Source organism: Neisseria sp., assembly GCF_041804105.1.
In the GTDB taxonomy this organism is placed as follows: Bacteria; Pseudomonadota; Gammaproteobacteria; order Burkholderiales; family Neisseriaceae; genus Neisseria.
In genome coordinates, this window is the sequence record NZ_JBHCJY010000073.1 from 1 (window position 1) to 25,079 (window position 25,079).

Genomic DNA, 25,079 nt, shown 5'->3' on the forward strand with positions numbered 1-25,079 from the left:
GAGGGTGGTGGCGGATTGGCCGAGGCGGATGTAGCCGAGGCCGACGTCCATCAGGGTTTGCAGTTTGCGCGACACGGTGGGCACGGCGTCGAAGAATTCCCGGGCTTCTTCTACGGTCATATCCAGCACTTGGCTGATGTTTTTGCCTTTGTATTGCACCTCCAGCGTTTCGCGGTTGTAGCGTTTGCCGTGGCACACTTCGCAGGGCACATACACATCGGGCAAAAAGTGCATTTCCACTTTGATCACGCCGTCGCCCTGGCAGGCTTCGCAGCGGCCGCCTTTGACGTTGAAGGAGAAGCGGCCGACGTTGTAGCCGCGTTCGCGCGAGAGGGGCACGCCGGCGAAGAGTTCGCGGATGGGGGTGAACAGGCCGGTGTAGGTGGCGGGGTTGGAGCGCGGGGTGCGGCCGATGGGGGATTGGTCGACGTTGATCACTTTGTCGAGGTGGTCGAGGCCGGTAATGTCGTCGTAGGGTGCGGGTTCTTCGTGGGCGCGGTTAAGCTCGCGGGCGGTGATTTTGGCGAGCGTGTCGTTAATCAGGGTGGATTTGCCGCTGCCGGATACGCCGGTGATGCAGGTGATTAAGCCCAGCGGCAGCTCGAGGGTAACGTTTTTGAGGTTGTTGCCGCGCGCGCCTTTTAACACCAGCATTCTTTCGGGGTTGACGGGTGTTCTAACAGAGGGCACTTCGATTTTCTTTTTGCCGCTTAAGTATTGACCGGTAACGGATTGTTTGCAGGCGGCGACTTTGGCGGGGGTGTCGGCCACCAGCACGGTGCCGCCGTGTTCGCCGGCGCCGGGGCCCATATCGATCACGAAATCGGCTTCGCGGATGGCGTCTTCGTCGTGTTCGACCACAATCACGCTGTTGCCCAAGTCGCGCAGGCGTTTGAGGGTGGCCAGCAGGCGGTCGTTGTCGCGCTGGTGCAGGCCGATGGAGGGTTCGTCGAGCACATACATCACGCCGGTTAGGCCGCTGCCGATTTGGCTGGCGAGCCGGATGCGCTGGGCTTCGCCGCCGGAGAGGGTTTCGGCGGAGCGGGCAAGGTTGAGGTAATCGAGGCCAACGTTAATCAGAAAGCCCAAGCGCTCGGTGATTTCTTTGAGGATTTTTTCGGCAATCTGTTTTTTGTTGCCTTCCAAATCGAGTTTTTCAAAGAATTCGTGGGTTTTGGTGAGCGGCCAGGCGGAAAGCTCGTGCAGCGGCTGTTTGCCCACATAAACATAGCGCGCTTCTTTGCGCAGGCGTGCGCCGCCGCAGCTCGGGCAGGCTTTGTGGCTTTGGTATTGCAGCAGCTCTTCGCGCACGGTGGCGGAATCGGTTTCGCGGAAGCGGCGTTCGAGGTTGGGGATAATGCCTTCGAAGGCGTGGCTGCGGTTGAAGGTGGTGCCTTTTTCGGAAAGGTAGCGGAAGTCGATCACTTCTTTGCCCGAGCCGTGCAGCACTACTTTTTTCACTTTTTCAGACAGGCTTTCAAACGGGGCATCGACATCAAAACCGTAATGCGCGGCCAGCGACTGAATCATCTGGAAATAAAACTGGTTGCGTTTGTCCCAACCCTTAATCGCACCGGCGGCCAGCGACAATTCAGGGTGCAGCACCACGCGCTCGGGGTCGAAAAAATTCATATTGCCCAAGCCGTCGCAAGTGGGGCAGGCGCCGACGGGGTTGTTGAAGGAAAACAGGCGCGGCTCCAGCTCGGGCAGGCTGTATGAGCAGACGGGGCAGGCGAATTGGGCGGAAAACCAGTGTTCTTCGCCGCTGTCCATTTCCAAGGCCAGCGCGCGCTCGCCGCCGTGGCGCAGGGCGGTTTCGAAGCTTTCGGCCAAACGCTGTTTGATGTCGGCTTTCACTTTTACGCGATCGATCACCACGTCGATATTGTGTTTGATGTTTTTTTCCAGCTTCGGCACTTCGTCGAGCTGGTAGACTTCGCCGTCCACGCGCACGCGGGCAAAGCCCTGCGCCTGCAAGTCGGCGAAAAATTCAACGAATTCGCCTTTGCGCTCGCGCACGGCAGGGGCGAGAATCATCACGCGGCTGTCTTCCGGCAGTTTCAACACGGCATCCACCATCTGCGACACGGTTTGGCTCGCCAGCGGTAAATCGTGTTCCGGGCAATACGGCGTGCCCACCCGCGCGTATAAAAGGCGAAGGTAATCATGGATTTCCGTAACCGTGCCCACCGTCGAACGCGGATTGTGGCTGGTGGATTTCTGCTCGATGGAAATCGCCGGCGACAAACCTTCAATCAAATCCACGTCGGGCATGTCCATCATCTGCACAAACTGGCGCGCATAGGCCGACAGGCTCTCCACATAACGCCGCTGCCCCTCGGCATAGAGCGTGTCGAACGCCAAACTCGACTTGCCGCTGCCCGACAAACCCGTTACCACCACCAGCTTGTGGCGCGGAATGTCCAAATCAATGTTTTTCAAATTGTGCGTGCGTGCGCCGCGGATGCGGATGGTGTCGTTGTCGTGGGGGTGTTTGTTGCACATGGTAGCGATAGGCCGTCTAAACAAAAGAAACGGGTATTGTAACACTTTCAAACAGATAAAGGCCGTCTGAAACGTTTTCAGACGGCCTTTGCCGCAGAATCGCGTTAACTCACTGTCAAACAAGCAGTATGCGGGGCAGGGGGGAAATGTTAAAATAAACATGTCTGCAAACAGGCCGTCTGAAGCCTGCACGATAATAACCGGACATTGCCAGAATCCAAGGAATACACACCATGACTCCCGAGAACGATACTCCGCAGCAGCGTAACGATGCAGCCGCAGATGCCGTCAAAAAAGAAGCGGCAGACGGTAAGGCGGAAGCGGTAAAAGCGGCGAAGCCTGCGGCAGCCAAACCCAAAGGAAATCCGAACAGCGTCATCCAAATCCATCCGGCAGGGCAGCGCATTCATCCGAAACGGGCTGTCGGGCGCTTTGCCAATCTGCGCGTTTTGATGATTTTGGCGACGCAGTTTGTGTTTTATGCAGTGCCGTGGTTCAACTGGACGGGAAGGCAGGCGGTGCTGTTCGATATTCCGCAACGCCATTTCTATATTTTCGGCCTGTCGTTCGGCATGGGCGATTTGATTTATCTGGCCGTGCTGCTGATGATTTGCGCGTTCGGCCTGTTTTGGTGGACGACGATTGCGGGGCGTTTGTGGTGCGGCTATGCTTGTCCGCAAACGGTTTATACCGAAATCATGCTGTGGATTGACCATTTGGTCGAAGGCGACCGCAACAAGCGGCTGAAGTTGGACAAAGAGCCTTGGGGCTTCCGCAAAATCCGCGTGAAAACCGTCAAATTCCTGCTGATTTTCCTGGTCAGTGCGTGGACGGGGATTACTTTTGCGGGCTGGTTCGTTCCCATCCGCGAATTCGTGCCCGCGCTCTTTGCGATGACGGCCGGCGGCGGTGCGGTGTTTGCGGCGGCGTTTTACGGTTTCGTTACCTTTTTCTTCGGCCATGTGATGCGCGAAAAAGTTTGTCTACACATGTGTCCGTATGCGCGTTTCCAAAGCGCGATGTTCGACAAAGACACGCTGATTATTTCCTACGATGCCGAACGCGGCGAACCGCGCGGGGCGCGCAAGAAAACGGCCAACAAGGAAGAAACGCAACTGGGCGACTGCATCAACTGCACCATGTGCGTGCAGGTCTGTCCCGTCGGTATCGACATCCGCGACGGCCTGCAATACCAATGTATCGGCTGTGCGGCCTGCATTGATGCCTGCGACGAAATCATGGATAAGATGGAATATCCGCGCGGCCTGATCCGCTATACCACCGAAAGCGTGCTCAAACACGAATATGCCGACCAAGACATTAAAAAACGCCTGCTCCGCCCGAAAGTCATCGGTTACGGCGTGGCCTTGTTTGCGGCGGTAACGGCGATGATTGTGGGCGTATCCACCCGCGAAATGGTGGAAATCGACATCATCAAAGACCGCGGCGTGATGGTGCGCGAAAACAATAAAGGCTGGCTGGAAAACGCATACAGCCTGCGCATCATCAACAACAGCGAAGTTCCGCAGGTGTTGACGGCAAAAGTCAGCGGTTTCGACGATATTGCGCTGACCGGCCTGCCTTCAGACGGCCTTAAGATCCAACCGCGCGAAACCGTAACCGTGCCGGTGCAGGTATCTACCATTCCCGAATATGCCGACAAGGGCAGCCATCCCGTGGAATTCGAGTTTGCCTACCGCGAAGACGTTCCGCAGTCGGAAGCACGGATTATCAAAGAAGAAGCCACCTTTATCGGAGAATGAATTGGCACAGCAAAAACAGAAAAAACCTTGGTATAGAGAGCCTTGGCCGTGGATTCTGATGGCAGGGCCGATGATTGTCGTGATTGCGAGCACGGCCAGTTTCTTCATCGCCAAAGAAAACGCCGCCGATTTGGTTTCCGACGATTACTATAAAGACGGAAAACACATCGACATCCAACTCCACCGCGACGAAGAAGCCGTCAAGCGCAATATCCGCGCCACCGTGATGCTTTCGCCCGACATGGATACCGCCAAGGTCATTGTCAGCGGCGATTTCGACGTGAAACAGCCGTTGCGGCTGCAATTGATGCACCCGGCCAAAAAATCCGACGACCAAACCGTCCAACTTGCCTATGTGCCGTCTGAAACCGGCAGTGCCCAAGCCGAGTACAACGCGGCCTTCAAGCCCCTGCCGAAAACCAACCATTGGTATGTCCGCGTGGAAGATGCCGCAGGCAAATGGCGGGTGGAAAACAAATGGATTGTCAGCCAGGGCAATGCGGTTTCGCTTATTCCGCCGGACAAATTACTGAAAGGGCAAACACCGGAAAACCCAAATTAGGCAAACCGTTTTCCCGAAAATATGTAAGGCCGTCTGAACACTGTTTTTCAGACGGCCAACTTTTAAAATGCACCGTTTGACCCTATATCCCCGACAACAGCCGTTACCGTTTTACCGCTCATGACCCGATTCAAACGCACCACCTACCGCCACAAACTGCCCAGCTCGGAGCAGATTTTCGCATCACGCTGGACAAAGCCTTTTGCTCCGCTGTTCGACAAACCTTATTTCTGGACGCTCAACCGCCGTCAGGCCGCCGTATCCGTGGCGGTGGGAATGTTTTGCGGGCTGATGCCGGGCCCCACGCAGATGCTGGCGGCGCTGATTGTGGCGTATTTCCTGCGTACCAACCTGCCGGTGGCGGCATTTACCACGCTCTACACCAATCCGCTGACCTATATGCCGCTTTATTTCGCCGCCTATAAAATCGGCTCCGCCCTGCTGGGCGTGAAAGCGGCGGACAAGCTGGATTTTCCGAAGTGGAGCGACGGCAATTTCTTCGCCGAATTCGGCGCATGGCTTATCGGTGCGGGTAAACCGCTGCTGGTGGGTGTTCCGGTATTGGGCGCATGTTTGGCCGTAGTGGGGTATGTCGCCGTCTTGCAGTTTTGGAAATTGCGCACCCGCTACCACTGGAAAAAACGGAAGGAATCGCGTGGCTGAAAAAAGATGGCGCAGGCTCACGGAAGCCGAAATCGAAATGGCCCGAAAGGTGTTTTCAGACGGCATCGATTATGCGCGGGTGAAAATCTGGTGCGGCATACCGTTTCTGCCGTTTGTCAAAGCTGCCGTTTCGCCCAACGGCTGGATTTTTTTCCCGAAAGCGTCGTTTTGCGATGATTTTTCCTGCCAAGACCCGTCGTATCAAAGCTGGCTGATACACGAGCTGACTCATGTGTGGCAATACCAGCAGGGATTTAAAACATGGTTCGGCGGTTTGGTTTTATCGTGTCAGGGCGGCTATATTCAAAGGCGTGCCTACCATTATCCGAAGCCGGAAGAAATCCGCAGCTTCGGTTCGCTGAATATGGAGCAGCAGGCGGATGTGGTGGCGCATTATTTCGGCGAACGCTTTCTGTCCGCCAAACCGCAGCCGCAGAGACTGGCCGAATTCGAACGGATTCTCTCTGTATTTTCCTACCATCCGCACAATAGAAACCTGCTGCCTTCGTATTGGAAACGCATCGGTAAAGCGGTAAAAACGGAACGTTGATACGGAAACCTGTTTTCCGGCAGCCTGCCCGCTGCAAAACATTTCCCCGCGTCATTCGGCGCGGGGTTTTGTTCACGCAAAATATCAGCCGAGTGATAGAATAGCGGCACACGGCATTTCAGCGTAAAAGGCCGTCTGAAAACACCCTATCGGATTCTCACCATGTCTTGGAACATCCCCATCCTGCTTACTTGGCTGCGCGTATTGCTGATTCCCGTATTTACCGCGCTTTTCTATCTGCCGCATTCGTGGATAGACATCCAAACCGTTAATTGGACAGCCGCTTTTATTTTTGCCGCCGCCGCCGTTACTGATTGGTTCGACGGCTTTTTGGCGCGGCTTTGGAAACAGACATCCGATTTCGGCGCGTTTCTCGACCCTGTGGCCGATAAACTGATGGTGGCGGTGGCTCTGCTGCTGTTGGTAAGTCTCGACCGTACTTACGCCATCTTTGCCATGATTATCATCGGGCGCGAAATCACCATTTCCGCTCTGCGCGAATGGATGGCGCAGATGGGCAAGCGCGGCAGCGTTGCCGTTGCCACCATCGGCAAATTCAAAACCACCGCGCAGATGGCGGCGATTCTGCTGCTGCTGGTCGGCGATGAAAATTACCACGGCTTGGATTTTATTCTGACCGGAAACATCCTGATGTTTATCGCCTGCGTGCTCACGCTGTGGTCGATGTTCTACTATCTGAAAATGGCGTGGCAAGAGTTCAAATAGGGATTTCCGATTGGGTAAAGCTTTGTTCGGAATCGTGTTTTTACTTGAATAATTAGCCGGATGTCCCAATAATCCTTTTACGTTGTACTTTCCCGAAACTGTTTTCCGTTTTCAGGCGGCCAAACAGAATGTCCGAAGTTTCTACCAAAGGAGCAGTAACATGAGCAAATCCGATTTTGAAGCGCGCAAAGAAGCATTGTTGAAAGAAATCCATACCGTTTTGGAAGATGTGGAAAAACTCTATGAAAACGGTGTCGAGGCCGGTACGGAAGAGGCAAAAGAACTGAAAGCCAAATTGCAGGACAAACTCGGTACGGCCAAAGAAAAGCTGCACCATTTTGAAGCCGAAGCCGGAGAAAAACTCAGACACCATGCCCGAGAAGCACAGGAAAAATTCCGCCGTTTCGAACAGGATGCCGAAGAGCGCGTCAAACAAGGCGCGCATCAGGCCGACGAGATGATCCGCGACAAGCCTTATTACGCCATCGGCTTTGCTGCGCTGGCGGGCTTGGTGGTCGGCGTACTGCTGAACCGCCGCTAAAGGCAATGCCGTCTGAAAACCGTATTTTCAGACGGCATTACTGTATATGGCATTGCTATATATACGGTATCGGAGATCCCTACTGAAGGAGGCAATATGAGCTTGAACGATCAGCTCAGGCACTACAAAACACTGGCCGCACAAAGCGCGGAACTGCTGCGCCTGCGGGTGCGGATACTGGGTATTGATGCCGCAGAACAGGCAGGCAATGCTGTGCGCATCATCATGGCCGCCGCCGTCAGTCTGGTATTGATGTTTACCGGTTTAATCAGCGTCCTGTTCCTGCTCAACCGCCTGCTGGACGATACTGCCGCCGTATATGTGTTCGCAGGCATGGCCGCCGTTTGCCTGCTGCTGATTGTTTTGATGCTGTGGCGGTTGGCCGTCGGCTGGAAAAAACAGAATCAAGCCATCGCAGCTACTTTGCGCGACATCCGCGGCGACATCGAACTGCTGCGCTCCGCCGCCGGAAACGGAAGGAAAAAACGTGAACAGGAAAAATAAAGAAGAGCGTGAAATCCTGAAGCTCGAAGCCGAGCTTGCCCGTTTGAAAATCCGCAGCGGGCTGTTGCGGCAAAAGCAGAGCCGTTCCGACAACATCGCACAAGCCGTGCAGCTGGCAGGCAGCCTGCTTTCAGACGGCCTTGCCCGCCGTGCGGTCAAAATTCCCGTGGCGCGCAGATACCGTTTGACTGCGGTCGCGGCATTGGCTTTGTGGAAATGGTGTTTCGGGCATACGAAACGCAAAGGATAAAAACATCAAATTGATTGAGATGCCGTTGGCAAGCACCATTCCCGTGTAGGCGGGAGTTTATTTGTGGATTCAGGAAATACTGCTTATTGCAAGGGAAAATAGAGAGAGCAATTATGAACCGATTTGAAAATAAAACCATACTCATCACAGGCGCAAGCAGCGGCATCGGCTTGGCGGGTGCCAAACGCTTGATCCGCGAAGGGGCGAACGTCATCATCACGGGACGCACGCCGAGCCGCCTGGATGCCGCCGCAAAAGACCTTGGCGAAAAAGCCACCGCCATCCTAGACGATGTTGCCGACGGCAAAACCTTGGATCGTCTCATGCCTGTCGTGGAGAAAGCAGGCGGGCTGGACGGCGTATAGCTTAACGCCGCTTATGTCGGCAACGGCATTGCCATGCTTGAAGAAAACACCAAAAGAATCGCTGGAACAGGTATTTTGGGTAAACAGCATGGTGCCCATGCTGCAAATGGCGGCACTTTCGCCGCATATCCGCTCGGGTGGTGCGGTGTTGGTCACGTCATCCAGTGCCATTCACGAAGCTCAGGCGGGCATTTCCCTGTATTCGGCAAGCAAAGCGGCTTTGCACACCGCCGCACTTAGTTGGGCGACCGAACTTGCCCCACGCAATATCCGTGTCAATATCTTGGTTCCCGGCCCGATTACCAGCAATCTGCGTGCAGCTATCCCTGACAGTTTTGAAGCGATGTTGGCACAAAACGCCCTGTTGAAACGGGGGGCGATGCTTCCGAAGCCGCCGGCCGCCATGGCACTGTTTTTGTTGTCTGACGATGCCGGTTATGTGACGGGAAGTGCTTATGATGTCAATGGCGGTTTCAGACCGTAAACCCGAATTATGAGACACATGGCGGATTTAATTTTTATCAATGCCAAATTAAAAAGGTGGAAAAAAATCCACCTTTTATTTTTTAATCCGGTTCATCCCGATAAATCTTCCGTTCCACGTCCCCGTTATCAATCTCCGCCTGCAATACTGTGCAACCGAGCTGTTGACAACATCAAGGCCGTCTGAAAGATTTTTCAGACGGCCCTCATGCTGTCGCGGGTAATGCGGTATTACAGATTCGCCGAATACTGTTTGACCAACTCACGGAAATCGGCGGCGGTATCGGGGTGTTTCAAACCGTAAGCCAACGTTGCTTCCAGATAACCGATTTTACTGCCGCAGTCGTAACGTTTGCCGTCGAAGGCGTGCGCCAAAACAAATTCGTGGTCGAGCAGGCGTTCGATGGCATCGGTCAGTTGGATTTCGTTGCCCGCACCGCGCGGCAGGTTGGTCAGCAGGTCGAAAATGCGGGGAGTGAGCACATAACGGCCGACAACGGCAAGATTGGACGGGGCGTCTTCCGGCTTCGGTTTTTCGACAATATTGGTGATGCGCTGGTAGTTTTTCAGTTTTTCCGTTTCGACGATGCCGTAAGAACCGGTTTGCTGGGGGTCGACGGTTTCTACGCCCAGTACACTGTTACCGGTTTGGTTGTAAATATCGATCATCTGTTTGAGCGCACCTTGCGGAGCATCAATCAGGTCGTCGGCCAGAATCACGGCGAACGGATTGTCGCCGACGGCAGCACGGGCGCACAATACGGCATGTCCCAATCCCAAGGCTTCGGCCTGACGGATGTACAGGCAGGTAATTTCAGGCGGCAGGATGCCTTGAATGTGTGCCAACAGTTTTTCCTTATTGCGCTGTTCCAATTCGGTTTCCAGCTCATAGGCTTTGTCGAAATGGTCTTCGATGCTGCGTTTGTTGCGGCCGGTTACGAACACCATCTCGGTACAGCCTGCGGCCACGGCTTCTTCAACCGCATATTGAATCAAGGGCTTGTCGACAATCGGCAGCATCTCTTTCGGGCTGGCTTTGGTTGCCGGCAGAAATCTCGTGCCCATACCGGCCACGGGAAATACGCATTTTTTAATGGGTTTCATAAGGTCTCCGCAAAATAAGGTTGGAATTGATTGCGCAGCAGGGCTGCGTTGGCCGTGATTATACTCTTTAAATATGTGTATTTGTGTAACGGTATGTAGCGGGTCTGTCTGCAAGGCTCAGGCCGTCTGAAACGGAAAATTTATAACGCGAAACCTGTATGAGGTGCGGATTGCCGTGTTTCCGCAGCGGCCATAATTTCCAATACGCCTTCGTAACGTGCCTGCCGTTCTTTATCATTGCACCGGTCCGAAGCCTGCCGTGCTGCGTCAGTGAGTTCCGCGACAGTTTCGGGAGATAGGGTCAGATGATGATAGGCGGCGCAGGTGTCGAATGAAGCGTACAGGCGTCTGAAAACGTCTCCAGCTCCGCCGCGCCGCATGCGTTCAGAAAGTGCGCCGCCAATTCGGGAAAAAACCGAAACGCACACCACGCTTTTGCCGACCAAGCCGCTTCCGCTGCGAACAAGTCGCGCCACAGCTGTGGCGGAACGGTTTCAGGTTTGGCCGGTGCATAGCCCAAGACCAGCCTGCGGAAATCCGCATTGCCGTCTGAAAACGTTTCTGCGCTGCCGCCGTTCCAATCGAAGCAGATCAGCTCGTGCCATCCGTCATAGCTGCGGATGAATTCCGCCAGGGTTTCGGTATTTTCCATTGCAGTTTCCGTGATGGGTTATACAGCAAACAGGCCGTCTGAAAACTTTTCAGACGTCCTGTTTGCTATTTCAGCATGGCCAGCAAAGCGGCTTCGTCGAGCACCACCACGCCGAGCGCACGGGCTTTTTCCAGTTTGCTGCCGGCGGCTTCGCCCGCCACCACGAAATCGGTTTTCTTCGACACGCTGCCGGACACTTTGCCGCCGGCGGCTTCAATCATGGCCTGCGCTTCGTCGCGTTTGAGCGTAGGCAGCGTACCTGTGAGCACAAAGGTTTGTCCGGCAACGGCGGCATTCAGGCCGTCTGAAACTTCCGCTGCGGCTCCGTCGTTTTCAGACGGCAGGGTGGTGAGAAAATCTTTCATCTGCCGCAAAACGTTTAAATTTTCCGGTTCGCGCCGCCAGTTTTGAAATTCCGCGGGCAGGGCTTGGTCGGTCATCAGGCCGTCCGCCGATTTGCCGGCCAAGTCCCACAGTGCGGCGGCGCGGTTTTCGCTGAGTTTGAAACCGGGCAGGCGTGCGAGCCATTTTTCGGGGGTAACGTAACGCGCAGACGGAAGGGTAACGTTTTGATTTTTCGGGGAAACACCAACGGCAAGCAGTTCGTTGATCATTGCCTGCTGTTCGGGCTGTGCAAAAAAGTGGGCGATGGAACGGGCGACCACCGCGCCGATGTCGGGCAGGCAGGCAAGGGCGGGTTCGGGAGCGCGGCGCACGTTTTCCAGTGTGCCGAACGCCTGCGCCAGCGATTTGGCGGTGCGCTCGCCGACGTGCCGGATGCCGAGGGCGAACAGAAAACGGGCAAGCTCGGGCGTTTTGCTGGCTTCGATGCCGGCAAGGATGTTTTCCGCCCATTTGACGGGCTGTTTTTTGACGGGCTTGAAGCCGTCTGAAAACTTGTCCGCCGAGCCGTTTTCAGACAGTCTTGCGGTATCGGGGTTCTCTGAACGGTCTGCTTGATGCAGGGGTATTTCGGCGACTGGAGGAGTGGTCTGCCCGGCACCGGCTGTCATCTCAGACGGGACGGACAGTCCGCCGTTTTGGGCAGCTGACGGAATGTTTTCAGACGGCATGGTACCGTTCAGGCCGTCTGAAAGCGTATCTGCACCGTTTTCAGACGGCCTTTCTGCTTCGGCTTTGTCGGCATTTTCCTTCATCTGCTGCAAAGTCGGGATGTCGAGACGGTAGAGGTCGGCGAAATGCTGCACCAGATTTTGCGACACAAGGGCTTCGATTTGGCGTTCGCCCAGCCCGTCGATGTCCATTGCCTTGCGCGAGGCGAAGTGGATAAGTGCCTGTGCACGCTGGGCGCGGCAGAGCATGCCGCCGCTGCACCGCGCCACCGCTTCGCCCGCTTCTTTTTCGATGCCGCTGCCGCAAATCGGGCAGGTTTCGGGCAGACGGTATTGCGGGTAAACGGGTTCGCCCGATGCCGTCTGAAAACCTTGTCCGGCCTGGTTTTCCGCTTCGGCAAACAAATCGTTTTGGGCGTGTGCGGGCGTTTTTTCAGACGGCCTTGCCGCTTTCATCGGCCGTTTTTCAAACACGACGCGCACCACTTCGGGAATCACGTCCCCCGCGCGGCGCACCACCACCGTATCGCCGACGCGCACGTCTTTGCGCTGCGTTTCGCCTTCGTTGTGCAGCGTGGCATTGGTTACGGTTACGCCGCCGACGGACACGGGCTGCAAACGCGCCACGGGCGTGACTGCGCCGGTGCGCCCGACCTGCACGTCAATTGCTTCCACCACCGTCAGGGCTTCTTCGGCGGGGAATTTGTGCGCGACCGCCCAACGCGGCGCGCGCGAGATGAAGCCCAGTTCGTCCTGTTGCGCGAGATTGTTTACCTTGACCACCATGCCGTCGATTTCGTAGGGCAGGGTGGGACGTTTTTGCTGCATTTCTTCGTAAAACCGCAAAACGCCCGCGATGTCGGGGAATACGCTGAAATTTCCGTGGGGTAGGCTGAAACCCAGTTCGCCCAAGTAGGCAAGTTCCTGAATATGTTCGGTTAAAACTTTACCGCCTTGTTGCTGCGCAATCGAATAGGCGAAAAAATGCAGGCGGCGGCGGGCGGTAATGCGCGAGTCGAGCTGGCGCAGGCTGCCCGCAGCGGCGTTGCGCGGGTTGGCAAACAGTTTTTGGTTGTTGGCCGTCTGAAATTCGTTCAGCCGCATGAAATCGGCTTTCAGCATCAGCACTTCGCCGCGTACTTCCAATAATGTCGGCAGGTTTTTACCCTGTAATTTCAAAGGAATAGAAGAAATGGTTTTTACATTTCGGGTAACGTCTTCGCCCGTTGCTCCGTCGCCGCGTGTGGCGGCGCGCACCAATACGCCGTCTTGATAGAGCAGGCTGACGGCCAGACCGTCGAATTTCGGTTCAATCGCATATTCGGGCTGTCTGCCGTCCAAACCGTCGCGCACGCGTTCGTCGAAGGCCAGCATTTCCGCATGGTCGAATACGCCGTTTTCGTCTTGCGGTGAAAACGCGTTGGACAGCGACAGCATCGGCACTTCGTGGCGTACGCTCTCGAAACCGTCCAACGGCGCACCGCCGACGCGTTGGGTAGGGCTGTCGGGCTGTTTCAAATCGGGATGGGCAAGTTCCAACGCTTCGAGTTCGCGGAACAGGCGGTCGTATTCCGCATCGGGTACGCTCGGCGCATCAAGGGTGTAGTATTCGTGGGCGTAGCGGTTGAGCAGGTCGGTGAGTTCGCGGATGCGGGTGGCAGCGGGCTGGGTCATGATGGAGGCCGTCTGAAAAATAAGGGAGCGTAGTTTGATTTAGGCAATCGTGATGCAGTTTCCGTATTGGCAGGAATCTGCGGTTCCGGCCGACAGCAGCGGGAAAAACGGTTGTCGGATTTTTTACGATAAAACGAGCCGAATCGGTGGGACTGCGTTACGGAAACTAGAAAGTCCGCATCATGTGCAGTAGCGAAATAAAAACGGGCGCACATATTGCCGTGCGCCCGTGCCATGGATATTGAAGATGCGTAAACTTTTTCAGGCCGTTTTCAGACGGCCTGTCTGCACGGTCAGGAAAACAGGCGTTTGGCGGTTTCGCTGCCGGGTTTGATGCCGACTTTGAGCATTTCGTCCTGACGGGCAAGCACGAAGTTGCGGACATCTTTCAGCCACTGGGTGGAAAGCTCTTCGAGTTTGTCGTTTACCAAATCCAAACCCAGTTGGCCGGAGAGTTTGACGGCCAAATCCATGAAACGGTCGAACGTTTTTTCGCCGGCAGGGATGTGGGGGATGTCGAACAGCATGCTGAAGCCGCGGTAGGCCTGTGCGGAGAGCAGGGCGGGGGTAAAAGCGGTGTTGTCGAGCGTAACGATGTCGAACAGGGGATATTCGGTTTCGTTGGCCGGATAATGGAATGCGCCGTCCGCACCCAGTCCGAAGCCGTTGCTTTCTACTGCGGAGCGCAGTTCCACGCCGCTGATGTTGGTGTGCGAAACGAGATGGATGGCGATGGTTTGGTCAACACGGGCGCAGAGCATGTCCAAGGGTTCGGCCACGCTCAGGAAAGTGGGGATGTCGGTTAGCATCAGTTTGCCGTCCATCTGCTCGGCAAACTGGGTAACGTGTTCGTTGAACTGCTCAAGTTCGTCAAGCGTGGCCAAGCCACTGCGGCTGACGGCCTGAAGGCCGATGACGAAGCCTTGGTAGTAAACGCTGGGAATCGGTTCGGCAATTTGGAAGCGGTCGTCCATGGTGCAGCCGATGATTTGGAAACGGTGGCGGCCGGACAAGCGCGGAAGGGCATGCAGCTCTTGCGCTTCGTTGAGCGCGATGTAGGCCATGTAGTCGAAACGCGGATCGAACCAAGGCAGCTCTACTTTGGCCAATTCGTCCAAATCCACCAAGTCTTTGCGGACGGCTTGCGGTTTGGCAGTTTTGGCCGCTGCCGGCGGTACGGTGTTTTCAAAAGTGGGCGTGACGGGGGCGGAAGTGTCGAAATCGTCTTCTATTTCGATTTCGATGTCGGGCTTGGCCGCTGCGGTCTGTTCGACTTTCATGGCAAACAGGTCGTTGCGTTCCTGATTGCTGCGCGCGGCTTGGCGCACGGCGGCATCTTTGCCGTCTCCTGCGGATTTCAAGCCTTTTCTGCTTTTGTTTTCGCGGATTTTTTTAGGTTGGGCTTCGGAACCGGCTTCCTGTTCGGACTGACCCAAATCTTCGCGGATTTTTTTGCGGTATTGGCTTTCTTGGTAATAATTGTAGGCAAGTACGCTAAGGATAACGGCAAGGCCGATGATGATAATAACCATGGAACATCACTCTTTGAAATTGCGTTGTGTTTGTTTTGTAACCCTTTGAACCTTTGTGCAGCTTGGGCCGGATGCCGTCGGCAAGCCCCAATTCCGCAGTATTGGGCGGTAAGTGGGGATTATAGCGGAAAGTGTTGCGGCTGGCAGCAGTTCGCGGATAAACGGTTTGTTTTTCAGGATGGGATATGCTTTTCGGATTGTAGGGTAAACGGCAGGATAAGACGGTTTCAGACGGCCCGATGCAGTGCCGTCTGAAAATTAACGGATTAACGTGAAACGGGAATTCCCGCATCAGCAAGGGTTTGCCAGTCGAAAAAATGTCCGGGGTCGGATTTGCGTCCGGGTGCGATGTTTTGGTGGCCGGTTACTGCGCTTATCGGATAGGCCGTCTGAACGGCGGCAAGCAGGGTTTGCAGGGTTGTGTATTGCGCTTCGGTAAAAGGTTCGAAATCGCATCCTTCTATTTCGATGCCGATGGAAAAGCCGTTGCACTTTTCCCGCCCTTGGAAAGACGATATGCCTGCATGGTAGGCCGTGTCGTTGCAGGAAACGAACTGTATGGCTTCTCCGTTGCGGCTAATGAAAAAATGGCTGGAAACGCGCAATTCGTGAATCACGCTGAAAAACGGGTGTTCTGCCGGATTGATGCGGTTGGTAAACAGCTTTTCTACCGCACCGTTGCCGTATTCAAACGGCGGCAGCGAAATATTGTGCAGCACGACCAGCGAGACGGTTTCTCCGTCGGGGCGGGGACTGAAATTGGGCGAATCGACGCGGCGGGCAGGCAGCCACCAGCCTTGCCGCCATTCGTTGTCGGGGAGGGTGTCGGTCATATCGGATAGCGTCCGGATAATTTTTCAGACGGCCCGAACGTGTTTTGCAACCGTTGGGCCGTCTGAAAACTGTTCTTTAAAAATCAACGGCTTTATCCATTTGATAACGGATGAAACCGCTTGGCAGACTGTTTTCGGAAAAATGCGGCGTTTCGGTTATACTGTGCGCCGGGCTCAACCACTTGAATCGTATCATGTTGAATAAATTGTTGAAATGGGGCGGCGGAATTTTTCTGCTGCTGGCCGCAGTATGGGCGGCACTGCTGTTTGTTCCGAAAGACAGCGGCAAAGAATACCGCATCAAAGTAGTGAAAAACCAAGGCATCTCATCGGTCAGCCGCAAGCTGGCGGAAGACGGCGTTGTCTATAACCGGCAAGTGCTGGCGGCTACGGCGTATGTTTTGGGCGTGCACAACAAACTGCGGGCGGGTACTTACCGTTTGCCGGCAAAGGTATCGGCATGGACGGTTTTGCAGCGTTTGCGCGGTTCGCGGCCCGATTCCGTTACCGTTCAGATTCGCGAAGGCATGCGTTTTGCCGATATGCGCGCCGCGATTAACGCCGCACAGGGCATCCGCCACGACACCGCAGGCTGGAGCACTGAAAAGCTGATGCAGGAAATTGCGCCCGATGCGCTCAACCCCAATCCCGAAGGCCAGTTTTTCCCCGACAGCTACGAAATCGATGCCGACAGCAGCGACATCCAGATTTACCGGACTGCCTACCAAACCATGCAGAAAAAGCTCGACAGTGCATGGGACGGCCGGGAAAACGGCCTGCCGTTCCAAAACAAATATGAGCTGCTGATTATGGCCAGTCTGATTGAAAAAGAAACCGGCCATCCCGATGATCGTGAGCATGTTTCCGCAGTATTCGTTAACCGTCTGCGCAAAAACATGCGCCTGCAAACAGACCCCACCGTCATCTACGGCATGGGCAGCGCCTATCAAGGACGTATCCGCAAGGCCGATTTACAGCGCGATACGCCTTACAACACCTACACCCGCGGCGGTTTGACCCCCACCCCCATCGCCCTTCCGGGCGAAGCCGCGCTCGAAGCCGCGGCCAATCCGTCTGATGCACAGTATCTGTATTTTGTTTCCAAGATGGACGATACCGGCCTGAGCCATTTCAGCCATACTTTGGAAGAACATAATGCGGCGGTGCGCAAATATATTCTGAAACGCTGATTTCAGTTTCGAACAGGCCGTCTGAAAACATTTTTCAGACGGCCTGTTTCCAAGTTTGGGCAAATACGGCTTCTCACTGGAGCAATGCGGTTTTGGGGTAAGCCGTTACAAGCGTAAAAGCTGCGGTTTTTAAAACGGGTTAAAATGCTGAAAATTGACAGCAACGGCTGCAGCCACTAAAATCGCGCCCTGACAAATACCTTGTCGTTCTACCCGCCGGCTCAGGCACATTTCCATCACGAAAGTACCCATTCCACTTTTCAGACGGCATCACCGCCGCCTTTTCTTTACACATTTCATTCTCTTTTACCATGCACGTTTCAGAACTCCAAACCCAACACATTTCCAAGCTCTTGGATCAAGCCGAACAGCTCGGTATTGAAAACGCCAACCGCTTCCGCAAACAAGACCTCGTTTTCGCCATCGTGCGCCAGCTGATGAAACAGGGCGAATCGTTTACCTGTTCCGGCACGCTCGAAATCCTGCCCGACGGTTTCGGTTTCCTGCGCAGTGCCGATACATCCTATTTGGCGGGGCCTGACGACATTTATGTTTCTCCCACGCAAATCCGCCGTTTCAACCTGCACACGGGCGACACCATCGAAGGCAGCGTGCGCGTGCCGAAAGACAACGAGCGTTATTTCGCATTGGTTAGGCTCGACAGCATCAACGGCGACCATCCGGAAAACTGCAAACACAAAATCCTGTTCGAAAACCTGACCCCGCTGTTCCCTACCAAACAGTTCAAACTCGAGCGCGACATCAAGGCCGAAGAAAACATTACCTGCCGTGCCATCGACTTGATTTCCCCCATCGGATTCGGGCAGCGCGCGCTGCTGGTTGCTCCGCCGAAAACCGGTAAAACCGTGATGCTGCAAAATATTGCCCATGCGATTACGTCTAACTACCCCGATGCTGAGCTGATTGTTTTGCTGATTGACGAGCGTCCGGAAGAAGTAACCGAAATGTCGCGCAGCGTGCGCGGCGAGGTGGTGGCCTCCACTTTCGACGAACCGGCGCAGCGCCACGTTCAAGTTGCCGAAATGGTGATTGAAAAAGCCAAACGCATGGTCGAGCATAAAAAAGACGTGGTGATTCTGCTCGATTCGATTACCCGTTTGGCACGCGCCTACAATACCGTCGTACCGGCTTCGGGCAAAATCCTTACCGGCGGTGTGGATGCCAATGCGCTGCACCGTCCCAAACGCTTTTTCGGTGCCGCGCGCAATGTCGAAGAAGGCGGTTCGCTCACCATTATCGCCACCGCTTTGGTGGATACCGGCAGCCGTATGGACGATGTGATTTTTGAGGAGTTCAAAGGCACGGGTAACATGGAACTCAACCTCGACCGCCGAATCGCCGAGAAACGCGTATTTCCTGCCGTCAACATCAATAAATCCGGTACCCGCCGCGAAGAATTGCTGGTGCCCAACGACCAACTTCAGCGTATGTGGCTGTTGCGGAAATTCCTGCATCCGATGGACGAAATCGAAGCCACCGAGTTTTTGGTAGACAAACTGAAAAAATCCAAAGACAACAATGAATTCTTTGAGTTGATGCGCGGCAAATAAACGGTTTGGCGCCGATTAAAAAGGCCGTCTGAAAATATTTTCAGACGGCCTTTCGTATGTCTTAGGGCAAGCTGTTCGGGAGTGTGGGAACAACCTGCCGTTTTGACATTTCAGTCCTTATTTTTTCTTGGCTTTTTTCGCTTTGCCTTTGGCTTTTTTCTTTGCGGGTTTGGCAGCAGGTTCTTCGGCTGCGGCTTCGGGAGCTGAAGCTGCAACGGGGGCAGGAGCGGTCATACCGGCTGCTGCGCCTGCTCCGGCAGCGGCACCACCTGAGGCGGCAGCGCTGTCACCGCGTTGGAAGCCTTTGTCTTTCATACAGGCATCCAGAGTGGCACGATCTTGGCTTGCACCGCCTGCTTGCTGGCACTGTTCCAAAGCCTGTTCAACAGTCAGTTGCTGTTGGGGCATCGGAGCGGCAGCTTCCTCTTTTTTGCTGCTGGAACAAGCGGCCAGTGCGAAAGCGGCGGTGGCGAGCATCAGATATTTTTTCATGAAATATTCCTTCTAACTTTGTTGGTTGACGGTTTTACAAAACCGTGTGCCGTATATCGGCTGACACAGATTTTTTCTGTCTCTATCAGATGGAAATGGGAGGGATTAGTTTTTTAAATCAAGTAATAAAATGGAAAGAATTACGCTTTACGGTTAACCCGAACTCAATAACATATTTTTAGAACAAGAGGTTAAGCATTTTAAGCGGATTCTTTGCCTGTTGTGCCGCCTATACTGTTTTCAGACGGCCTTCATTGTTATCCGCCCACTTATGCCATGGTTTATGTTTTAACTGTGGATGTAAACCATATAAATGATAAACCCGCCTGTTTTTGCAGGCGGGTTTTCGGCTTCAAGCAGGTTTGATTATTTGTTGAAGAAAATCAGCGTCCAAGACAGGACATAAGCTTGAAGCAGGGTCAGCAGGCCGACGAAAGTACAGAAAATCAGGCTGTGTTTAACAGTGAAACGGAACAGGTCGGATTCTTTGCCTTCCAGACCGACTGCGGCACAGGCCACGGCGATGGATTGCGGGGAAATCATCTTGCCGGTTACGCCGCCGGTGGTATTCGCTGCAACGGCCAGCTCGGGGCTGATGCCGACTTGGTTGGCGGTGCTCGCCTGCAATGAGCCGAACAGGGCGTTGGCCGAAGTGTCGGAACCGGTCAGGAATACGCCAAGCCAGCCGAGGAACGGTGAGAAGAACGGGAATGCAACACCAGTGCCGGCCAATACCAAAGCCAGAGTCGAGGACAGACCGGAATAGTTGGCGACGAATGCGAAGCCCAATACCAAACCGATGGAAAGGATGGACAGGCGCAGTTCGTACAGGGTTTCGCCGAAGGTTTTTACCGCTTCAGACGGCTTCATGCGCAACAAAATGATGGTGACGATTGCGGCCAACAGGATGGATGTGCCGACAGCGCTGAGCAGGTTGAGTTTGTAAACCGCTTCGTAGGGTTTGGGTTCGCTCACGATGGGGGCGGCTTTCAGCACCAGGTTGTGCAGGCCGGGCCATTCGATTTTAATCAGGCTGAAGCTGTCGAGTGCGTCTTTCAGCGGTTTCCATGTCCACACGCTGACGAACAAGGTCAGGATGGCAAAAGGCGACCAGGCTTTCATGATTTGGCCGGAGGTATATTCGCTGTCTCTACGCGCTTCGGGCTGTTTCATACCGGCGAAAGTGAAGATTTCTTTCGGCTGCCATTTTTTCAGGAACGCAGACAAGCAGATCAGGCTGACTAGAGCAGAAGTTACATCGGGCAGCTCGGGGCCAATGAAGTTGGCGGTCAGGAACTGGGTAATCGCGAACGATATGCCGGCAACCAGCACCGCAGGCCATGTTTGGCGGATTCCGCGCATACCGTCCATCATTGCCACGAGCCAGAAGGGGACGATAATCGACAGAATCGGCAGTTGGCGTCCGGCTACTTGGCCGATGTGGAAGGGGTCAAGGTTGGAAACCTGTCCGGCAACGAGAATCGGGATACCCATCGCACCGAAAGCCACGGGTGCGGTGTTGGCAATCAGACAGAGACCGGCTGCGTAGAGCGGGTTGAAACCCAAGCCGACCAACAGCGCGGCGGTAATGGCCACAGGTGCACCGAAGCCTGCCGCACCCTCTAGGAACGCGCCAAACGAGAAGCCCACCAGCAGCATTTGCAGGCGTTGGTCTTCGGTAATTGAAATGACCGAGGAACGGATGATGTCGAACTGGCCGGTTTTTACGGTGATTTTATATAGGAATACCGCGGTAACGATAATCCACGCAATCGGCCACAGGCCGTAGGCGAAGCCATAAAGTGCCGAAGACACCGCCATACCCACGGGCATACCGAAGCCGAGCACGGCCACACCCATCGCGATTAAAAGCGTAAACAGACCGGCCATATAGCCCTTGAGCTTTAAAACGGTCAGTGCGATAAAGAAAAAGACAATCGGCAGCAAGGCCACCGCTGCGGTCAAATACAGACTGCCGCCGACGGCGGAATAGTTCTGTAACCATGTTTCCATATTAAAAATCTCCGAAATAAGCCGCACCAAGGTGCGAACCTGTTTGGGGAACGTTTCCTCTGATGATGGTGTTTGGTTCCCGTACACGACATCGGTAAATTGGTCATACCAATTACACCGAAATACGCGTAACTCTACTAAAAGCCCGTCGTCAAGGTCAAGCCCTGCTGTAAAAAAAATTTAAAAAAGAGGGTGCGCTTGTAACCGTTTGGTAGGTGAGTAATAAAGCTACTTAAAATATTGACGTTAAAACATATGGTTGGAGCATAAAGGCTTGCTGTGTCTGTATTTCAGACGGCCGTCTGAAAAAGCACAGAAGCAACGGCGAAATATGGATGCCGCTGTTCGGATAATCATCCGGATGCCATGCTGCCATCCGTGAAGCAGTAAAAACAATTTTGAATAGAGACAAACAAGTACGACGCCAAACCTTTTCAGACGACCTGAAAACGGAAGGCGGGAAAAAGTAAGGCCGTCTGAAAAAGCGTCTGTCGAGAATCGGATTGCCGTTTTTCAGATTGGAAAATATCCGGACAGTCTTAGTAATTTTTTACAGATCAACACGAAAAACCAAAAAAAGATAATTGGTCATACCAAAAAACCGATGTTTTTGGTAAAGTAGCGGCAATACTCTAAAAATACCGGCCGAACCATGACCAAACTCGTCAAACCACTCAAGCTCAGCGAGCAGATACTGTCTATTTTGGAAGAAAGGATTGCCACAGGAATCTATCCCGTGGGCATCCGCATCCCGCCCGAACGGACGCTGGCCGAAGAATTCGGCGTATCGCGTCCGTCGGTGCGCGGTGCGCTGAAGATGCTGGTGGCGCGCAACATGCTCGAAGCGCGGCAGGGCGACGGCTACTATGTTTCTGTCAAACAGCAGCAGGATTTTCTCAACGGTTGGCAGGAGCTGTTGGGTAAACATCCCGACTGGGAAGCCGATGTTTATGATTTCAGCCGCCACATAGAAGGCACGATGGCCGCGATGGCTGCGGAACGGCGTACCGATGCCGATTTGAAGCGCATGACGTTTTGGCTGGAAAAATTCGAGACTTCCTGCTCCCAAAACCACCGCGAACATCAGGCGGAAGCCGATATGGGTTTTCATCAGGCGATTGCCGATGCCGCCCACAACATCCTGTTCAGCCACCTTTCCACAGGGCTGCTGAACATGCTCTACCGCCAAACCCGCAGCCGTTTCATCTATGCCGAACATACCCACGACCCGCGTCCGACCCTGATCGAACACCACCGCGCCCTGTTTTCGGCCATCGAAAACCGCGAAACCGCCCGTGCCGCCGAAATCGCACAGGAGCATCTGAACTATGTGTCGGCGAGCATGCGCGAAGACCGCGAATACCAAAGTCGCAGCCAGCATGCCGATTCTTTGGCGGAACGCGATTTCAAGCGGATTGAAGATTGGAAATAATGATGCGGAAGATGCGGTTGGGCAAATTTTTAATGCTGTCTGTTTTCTAAACCAGCTTGTAAAACATATCGGTCGTGCCGCCATGCGGAAAAACGGCACATGGGTTTGGTATTTGTCCGGCAAACAGTTTAAGGCCGTCTGAAAAAGATTTTCAGACGGCCTGTTTGCTTGTGTTGTGTTTGAGAGATGATGGGGCTATGTATTTGGCCGTGTTCAAATATTGCGTGTTGATAACACACCGGCAAGACAGATTTTTACTACTTTCGTCATGCCCGCAATCCAGTTGCGATGTTCATTAAGTGTCTCCCGGGGATTTCAAACATAGCTTCCCACCTGCGCGGGAATGACGGCAGTAGGCACCACCGCAATATCCGAACACAGCCTATTACCTTTCACGTTATAAAAGTTATAAGGGAACGGTTTTGTGATGCCGTCTGAAAAATCAATCAGGAACGTTTGAACCCCATTTTCAGATTGTGTTGGATATTACATATCGATGGAGTCTCTGCAAAATTCGTTTTCAAACGGTCTTTATTCCCGCACAGGTGGGAAACCGAGTCGGGCGTTCCCAGCGTGTTTTCAGACGGCCTTCAGGCGGTAAAGGCTGGTGGTTTCAAGATTGCGGGCAAAAGCGAGCGGATCGGCGGTGTCTGCCGCCTTACCGTGTTGCGGTTTGGTTTTCAGCACGCCGGCAACCGTCAGCGAGGCCGTCTGAAAACACCGTTCGAGAAAGTCGGGCGCACGCAGGCCGAGATGTTCGGCCAAATCCGACATAATCAGCCACGCTTCGCCGTGCGGATTCAGACGGCCTTTTACGCCGTTTAGAAAAGCCCTGAGCATGGCCGAATCGGGGTCGTAAAGCGCGGATTCGACGGCGGATGTGGGCTTGGCCGGCAGCCACGGCGGGTTGCAGACAATCAGGTCTGCGGTTTGGTTTTCAGGAAACAAATCAACGGTTTCGATACGGATTCGCGCATCCGTTTTCAGACGGTCTGTGTTGGCTTCTGCACATTTGACGGCACGCGGATTGGTGTCGGTGGCAATGATTTCGGGAATGCCGCGCTTGGCCAAAACCGCGGCAATCACGCCCGAACCCGTGCCGATGTCGAAGGCCGTCTGAACATTTTCCGGCAGCGGGGCTTGCGCGATTAAATCCAGATATTCGCCACGCAGGGGCGAAAACACGCCGAACGGTACATGAATGCGGGCATCGAGCACGGGAACGTACACGCCTTTTTTGTGCCATTCGTGCGCACCGGTAAAACCGAGCAACTGGTTGAGCGGCAACAGGAAAGGCTCTGTGTTTTCAATGCCGTACACATCGATGAGCGCAGCGCGGACATCGGACGCACGCGGTAAATCCAATGTGAATCCCGCACCGATTTCCACTGCCAGCATATTGATGATGCGGCTTTGCTGCGCCTGTTTCATACGGTGCCTGTGAAAAGCCGCAGCCCGGGCGGAACGGTCGTTCTGAACGTCCGTTGCGTTTTCAGACGGCCTGCTGTTTTTTGGACCGCGCACGCGTTTTTTCACGGCGGAAAGCACCTGTTTGGCATTGTGAAAATCACCCGTCCATACCGTCGCCGTGTCGGCGTGGGCGGCTTTTAAGATTTGCGCGGCATTCGCTTCCCGTGCGTACACGGCTGCGGCAGGCGGTTTCTGCGTGCTTTCGTTGCGCCATTCGGCGGCGGGATTTGCGGGAGTAGGGACGGTGTGGCGCATCATGGTCGGGACTTGACGGAAAAATGGATAACGGGCTTTCAGACGGCCTTTGCGGTTTTACAGCCGGTCTGCATGGGTATTGAGTTTTTTAGCACCACGGCCTTGTGCTTCGTTAATGTTGTAGATGATTTTCAGCAGGCAGACTGCACATACGATATTTAATATGTAGGGCGCAAGTCCGATATAGAGCATCTGTAAGTAATTTTCAACTGCCAGTTGGTATTGCATCGATGTTTGGGCAGTGCCGACGGCATTGTTTGCTTGTTCCGTCATTGATTCTATGATTTTGCCAATCGGTTTGGAGAAGATAAAAGTAAACCACCATATTACTAGGACGGCGGCAGAACGTTTTTGCCCTGCAATCATCAGGCTGCCACGCCAAATCTGAGCCATCGCTTTGTAAGGCATGACCAGATTGGCAAACGGAACGGCATACCAACCCACCGACCAGCCCGGAGAAATGGTGATGCCGGGCGCGCCCAATGTCCGCGCAGCCTCATTGGCGGAGATGATCCACATGCTGACGGGGATGGCGGATATCCAAAATAAAATACCGGGTATGTTTGAATAAGCCGGGTCGTCGAAAAATTCCACGCGCTTGTGATATGCCTGCAAAGCTGCATTATTTCCCTGTGCGATGGACTGTGCAACGGCGGTTTGCAATCCATCCACCAAATATATGGTTCGAATAAAGTCTGCAAGTATGCTCAACAACAATAACCCTGTGATTACGGTAATATAGCAAATAAACATATTATTCGATACAATTCCACCATGGCCTATTCACAAGACTTCAAACAACTCGTGCTCAAAAAACTCCGTCAAGGATGGACGATTCGTAGAGCCGCAAAAGAATTCGGCATCGCCATCTCCACC

General features: G+C 54.1%; 23 protein-coding genes. 13 read left to right on the forward strand and 10 right to left on the reverse strand.

Annotated elements, in window-relative coordinates:
* Positions 1–2,505: excinuclease ABC subunit UvrA (gene uvrA, locus ACEYDX_RS07030; RefSeq protein WP_373741311.1), on the reverse strand; the 2,505-nt coding region annotated here is incomplete at its 3' end.
* Positions 2,506–2,738: 233 nt separating this feature from the next.
* On the opposite strand from uvrA, the gene ccoG reads away from it, so the two are divergent.
* The 10 genes from ccoG (at position 2,739) to ACEYDX_RS07080 (ending at position 8,913) form a co-directional block, all read left to right on the forward strand.
* The gene (gene ccoG / locus ACEYDX_RS07035; protein ID WP_373741312.1) at positions 2,739–4,268 is read left to right on the forward strand and encodes a cytochrome c oxidase accessory protein CcoG; all 1,530 of its coding nucleotides are present in this window, start codon (positions 2,739–2,741) and stop codon (positions 4,266–4,268) included.
* A gap of 1 nt (position 4,269) precedes the next feature.
* Positions 4,270–4,830, forward strand: coding sequence for a FixH family protein (locus tag ACEYDX_RS07040; RefSeq protein ID WP_373741313.1), 561 nt, complete (start codon positions 4,270–4,272; stop codon positions 4,828–4,830).
* Positions 4,831–4,950: 120 nt separating this feature from the next.
* On the forward strand, positions 4,951–5,493 hold the full coding sequence (locus ACEYDX_RS07045; RefSeq protein WP_373741314.1) for a DUF2062 domain-containing protein: 543 nt from the start codon (positions 4,951–4,953) through the stop codon (positions 5,491–5,493).
* Positions 5,486–6,043 (forward strand): type IV secretion protein Rhs, encoded by a 558-nt coding sequence (locus tag ACEYDX_RS07050; RefSeq protein ID WP_373741315.1) that lies wholly within the window; start codon positions 5,486–5,488, stop codon positions 6,041–6,043. Before ACEYDX_RS07045 ends, ACEYDX_RS07050 begins: the two co-directional genes overlap by 8 nt.
* Before the next feature lie 162 nt (positions 6,044–6,205).
* On the forward strand, positions 6,206–6,769 hold the full coding sequence (gene pgsA, locus ACEYDX_RS07055) for a CDP-diacylglycerol--glycerol-3-phosphate 3-phosphatidyltransferase (RefSeq protein ID WP_373741316.1): 564 nt from the start codon (positions 6,206–6,208) through the stop codon (positions 6,767–6,769).
* A 160-nt stretch (positions 6,770–6,929) separates the two neighbouring features.
* Positions 6,930–7,310, forward strand: coding sequence for a YqjD family protein (locus ACEYDX_RS07060; RefSeq protein WP_373741317.1), 381 nt, complete (start codon positions 6,930–6,932; stop codon positions 7,308–7,310).
* A gap of 96 nt (positions 7,311–7,406) precedes the next feature.
* Positions 7,407–7,814, forward strand: coding sequence for a phage holin family protein (locus ACEYDX_RS07065; RefSeq protein WP_373741318.1), 408 nt, complete (start codon positions 7,407–7,409; stop codon positions 7,812–7,814).
* Positions 7,798–8,064 (forward strand): hypothetical protein, encoded by a 267-nt coding sequence (locus ACEYDX_RS07070; protein WP_373741319.1) that lies wholly within the window; start codon positions 7,798–7,800, stop codon positions 8,062–8,064. Before ACEYDX_RS07065 ends, ACEYDX_RS07070 begins: the two co-directional genes overlap by 17 nt.
* 113 nt (positions 8,065–8,177) lie before the next feature.
* Complete coding sequence (locus tag ACEYDX_RS07075) at positions 8,178–8,429, forward strand: SDR family NAD(P)-dependent oxidoreductase (RefSeq protein ID WP_373741320.1); 252 nt, start codon at positions 8,178–8,180, stop codon at positions 8,427–8,429.
* Positions 8,430–8,466: 37 nt separating this feature from the next.
* Positions 8,467–8,913 (forward strand): SDR family NAD(P)-dependent oxidoreductase, encoded by a 447-nt coding sequence (locus ACEYDX_RS07080; RefSeq protein ID WP_373741321.1) that lies wholly within the window; start codon positions 8,467–8,469, stop codon positions 8,911–8,913.
* 230 nt (positions 8,914–9,143) lie between these two features.
* Here ACEYDX_RS07080 and galU read toward each other — a convergent pair whose 3' ends face one another.
* The 5 genes from galU to ampD all read right to left on the reverse strand — a co-directional run bounded on the left by galU (position 9,144) and on the right by ampD (position 15,780).
* Complete coding sequence (galU, locus tag ACEYDX_RS07085) at positions 9,144–10,016, reverse strand: UTP--glucose-1-phosphate uridylyltransferase GalU (protein WP_373741322.1); 873 nt, start codon at positions 10,014–10,016, stop codon at positions 9,144–9,146.
* 301 nt (positions 10,017–10,317) lie between these two features.
* Positions 10,318–10,668 (reverse strand): hypothetical protein, encoded by a 351-nt coding sequence (locus ACEYDX_RS07090; RefSeq protein WP_373741323.1) that lies wholly within the window; start codon positions 10,666–10,668, stop codon positions 10,318–10,320.
* Between the two features lie 65 nt (positions 10,669–10,733).
* Entirely contained in the window at positions 10,734–13,415 is a 2,682-nt protein-coding gene (ligA, locus tag ACEYDX_RS07095; protein ID WP_373741324.1) for an NAD-dependent DNA ligase LigA, read from the reverse strand.
* A gap of 293 nt (positions 13,416–13,708) precedes the next feature.
* Positions 13,709–14,947 (reverse strand): cell division protein ZipA C-terminal FtsZ-binding domain-containing protein, encoded by a 1,239-nt coding sequence (locus ACEYDX_RS07100; protein ID WP_373741325.1) that lies wholly within the window; start codon positions 14,945–14,947, stop codon positions 13,709–13,711.
* 266 nt (positions 14,948–15,213) lie between these two features.
* A complete protein-coding gene (ampD, locus tag ACEYDX_RS07105) occupies positions 15,214–15,780 on the reverse strand; it encodes a 1,6-anhydro-N-acetylmuramyl-L-alanine amidase AmpD (protein WP_373741326.1) in 567 nt (188 codons plus the stop codon).
* Between the two features lie 194 nt (positions 15,781–15,974).
* On the opposite strand from ampD, the gene mltG reads away from it, so the two are divergent.
* Complete coding sequence (mltG, locus tag ACEYDX_RS07110; RefSeq protein ID WP_373741327.1) at positions 15,975–16,970, forward strand: endolytic transglycosylase MltG; 996 nt, start codon at positions 15,975–15,977, stop codon at positions 16,968–16,970.
* A gap of 311 nt (positions 16,971–17,281) precedes the next feature.
* Positions 17,282–18,541 (forward strand): transcription termination factor Rho, encoded by a 1,260-nt coding sequence (gene rho / locus ACEYDX_RS07115; protein ID WP_373741328.1) that lies wholly within the window; start codon positions 17,282–17,284, stop codon positions 18,539–18,541.
* A gap of 117 nt (positions 18,542–18,658) precedes the next feature.
* Here the strand turns inward: rho and ACEYDX_RS07120 are convergent, their stop codons facing one another.
* Both ACEYDX_RS07120 and ACEYDX_RS07125 read right to left on the reverse strand, forming a co-directional pair.
* The gene (locus ACEYDX_RS07120; RefSeq protein WP_373741329.1) at positions 18,659–19,033 is read right to left on the reverse strand and encodes a lipoprotein; all 375 of its coding nucleotides are present in this window, start codon (positions 19,031–19,033) and stop codon (positions 18,659–18,661) included.
* Positions 19,034–19,399: 366 nt separating this feature from the next.
* Positions 19,400–21,046: a lactate permease LctP family transporter gene (locus ACEYDX_RS07125; RefSeq protein WP_373741330.1), complete on the reverse strand. Its 1,647-nt coding sequence runs from the start codon at positions 21,044–21,046 to the stop codon at positions 19,400–19,402.
* Between the two features lie 652 nt (positions 21,047–21,698).
* On the opposite strand from ACEYDX_RS07125, the gene ACEYDX_RS07130 reads away from it, so the two are divergent.
* Positions 21,699–22,478 carry a FadR/GntR family transcriptional regulator gene (locus ACEYDX_RS07130; RefSeq protein WP_373741331.1) on the forward strand — a complete coding sequence of 260 codons (780 nt, stop codon included), beginning with the start codon at positions 21,699–21,701 and terminating at the stop codon, positions 22,476–22,478.
* A gap of 579 nt (positions 22,479–23,057) precedes the next feature.
* Here ACEYDX_RS07130 and ACEYDX_RS07135 read toward each other — a convergent pair.
* Both ACEYDX_RS07135 and ACEYDX_RS07140 read right to left on the reverse strand, forming a co-directional pair.
* Positions 23,058–24,203 (reverse strand): methyltransferase, encoded by a 1,146-nt coding sequence (locus tag ACEYDX_RS07135; protein WP_373741333.1) that lies wholly within the window; start codon positions 24,201–24,203, stop codon positions 23,058–23,060.
* Positions 24,204–24,260: 57 nt separating this feature from the next.
* Positions 24,261–24,956 (reverse strand): DUF4328 domain-containing protein, encoded by a 696-nt coding sequence (locus ACEYDX_RS07140; protein ID WP_373741332.1) that lies wholly within the window; start codon positions 24,954–24,956, stop codon positions 24,261–24,263.
* Between the last annotated feature and the right edge of the window lie 123 nt (positions 24,957–25,079).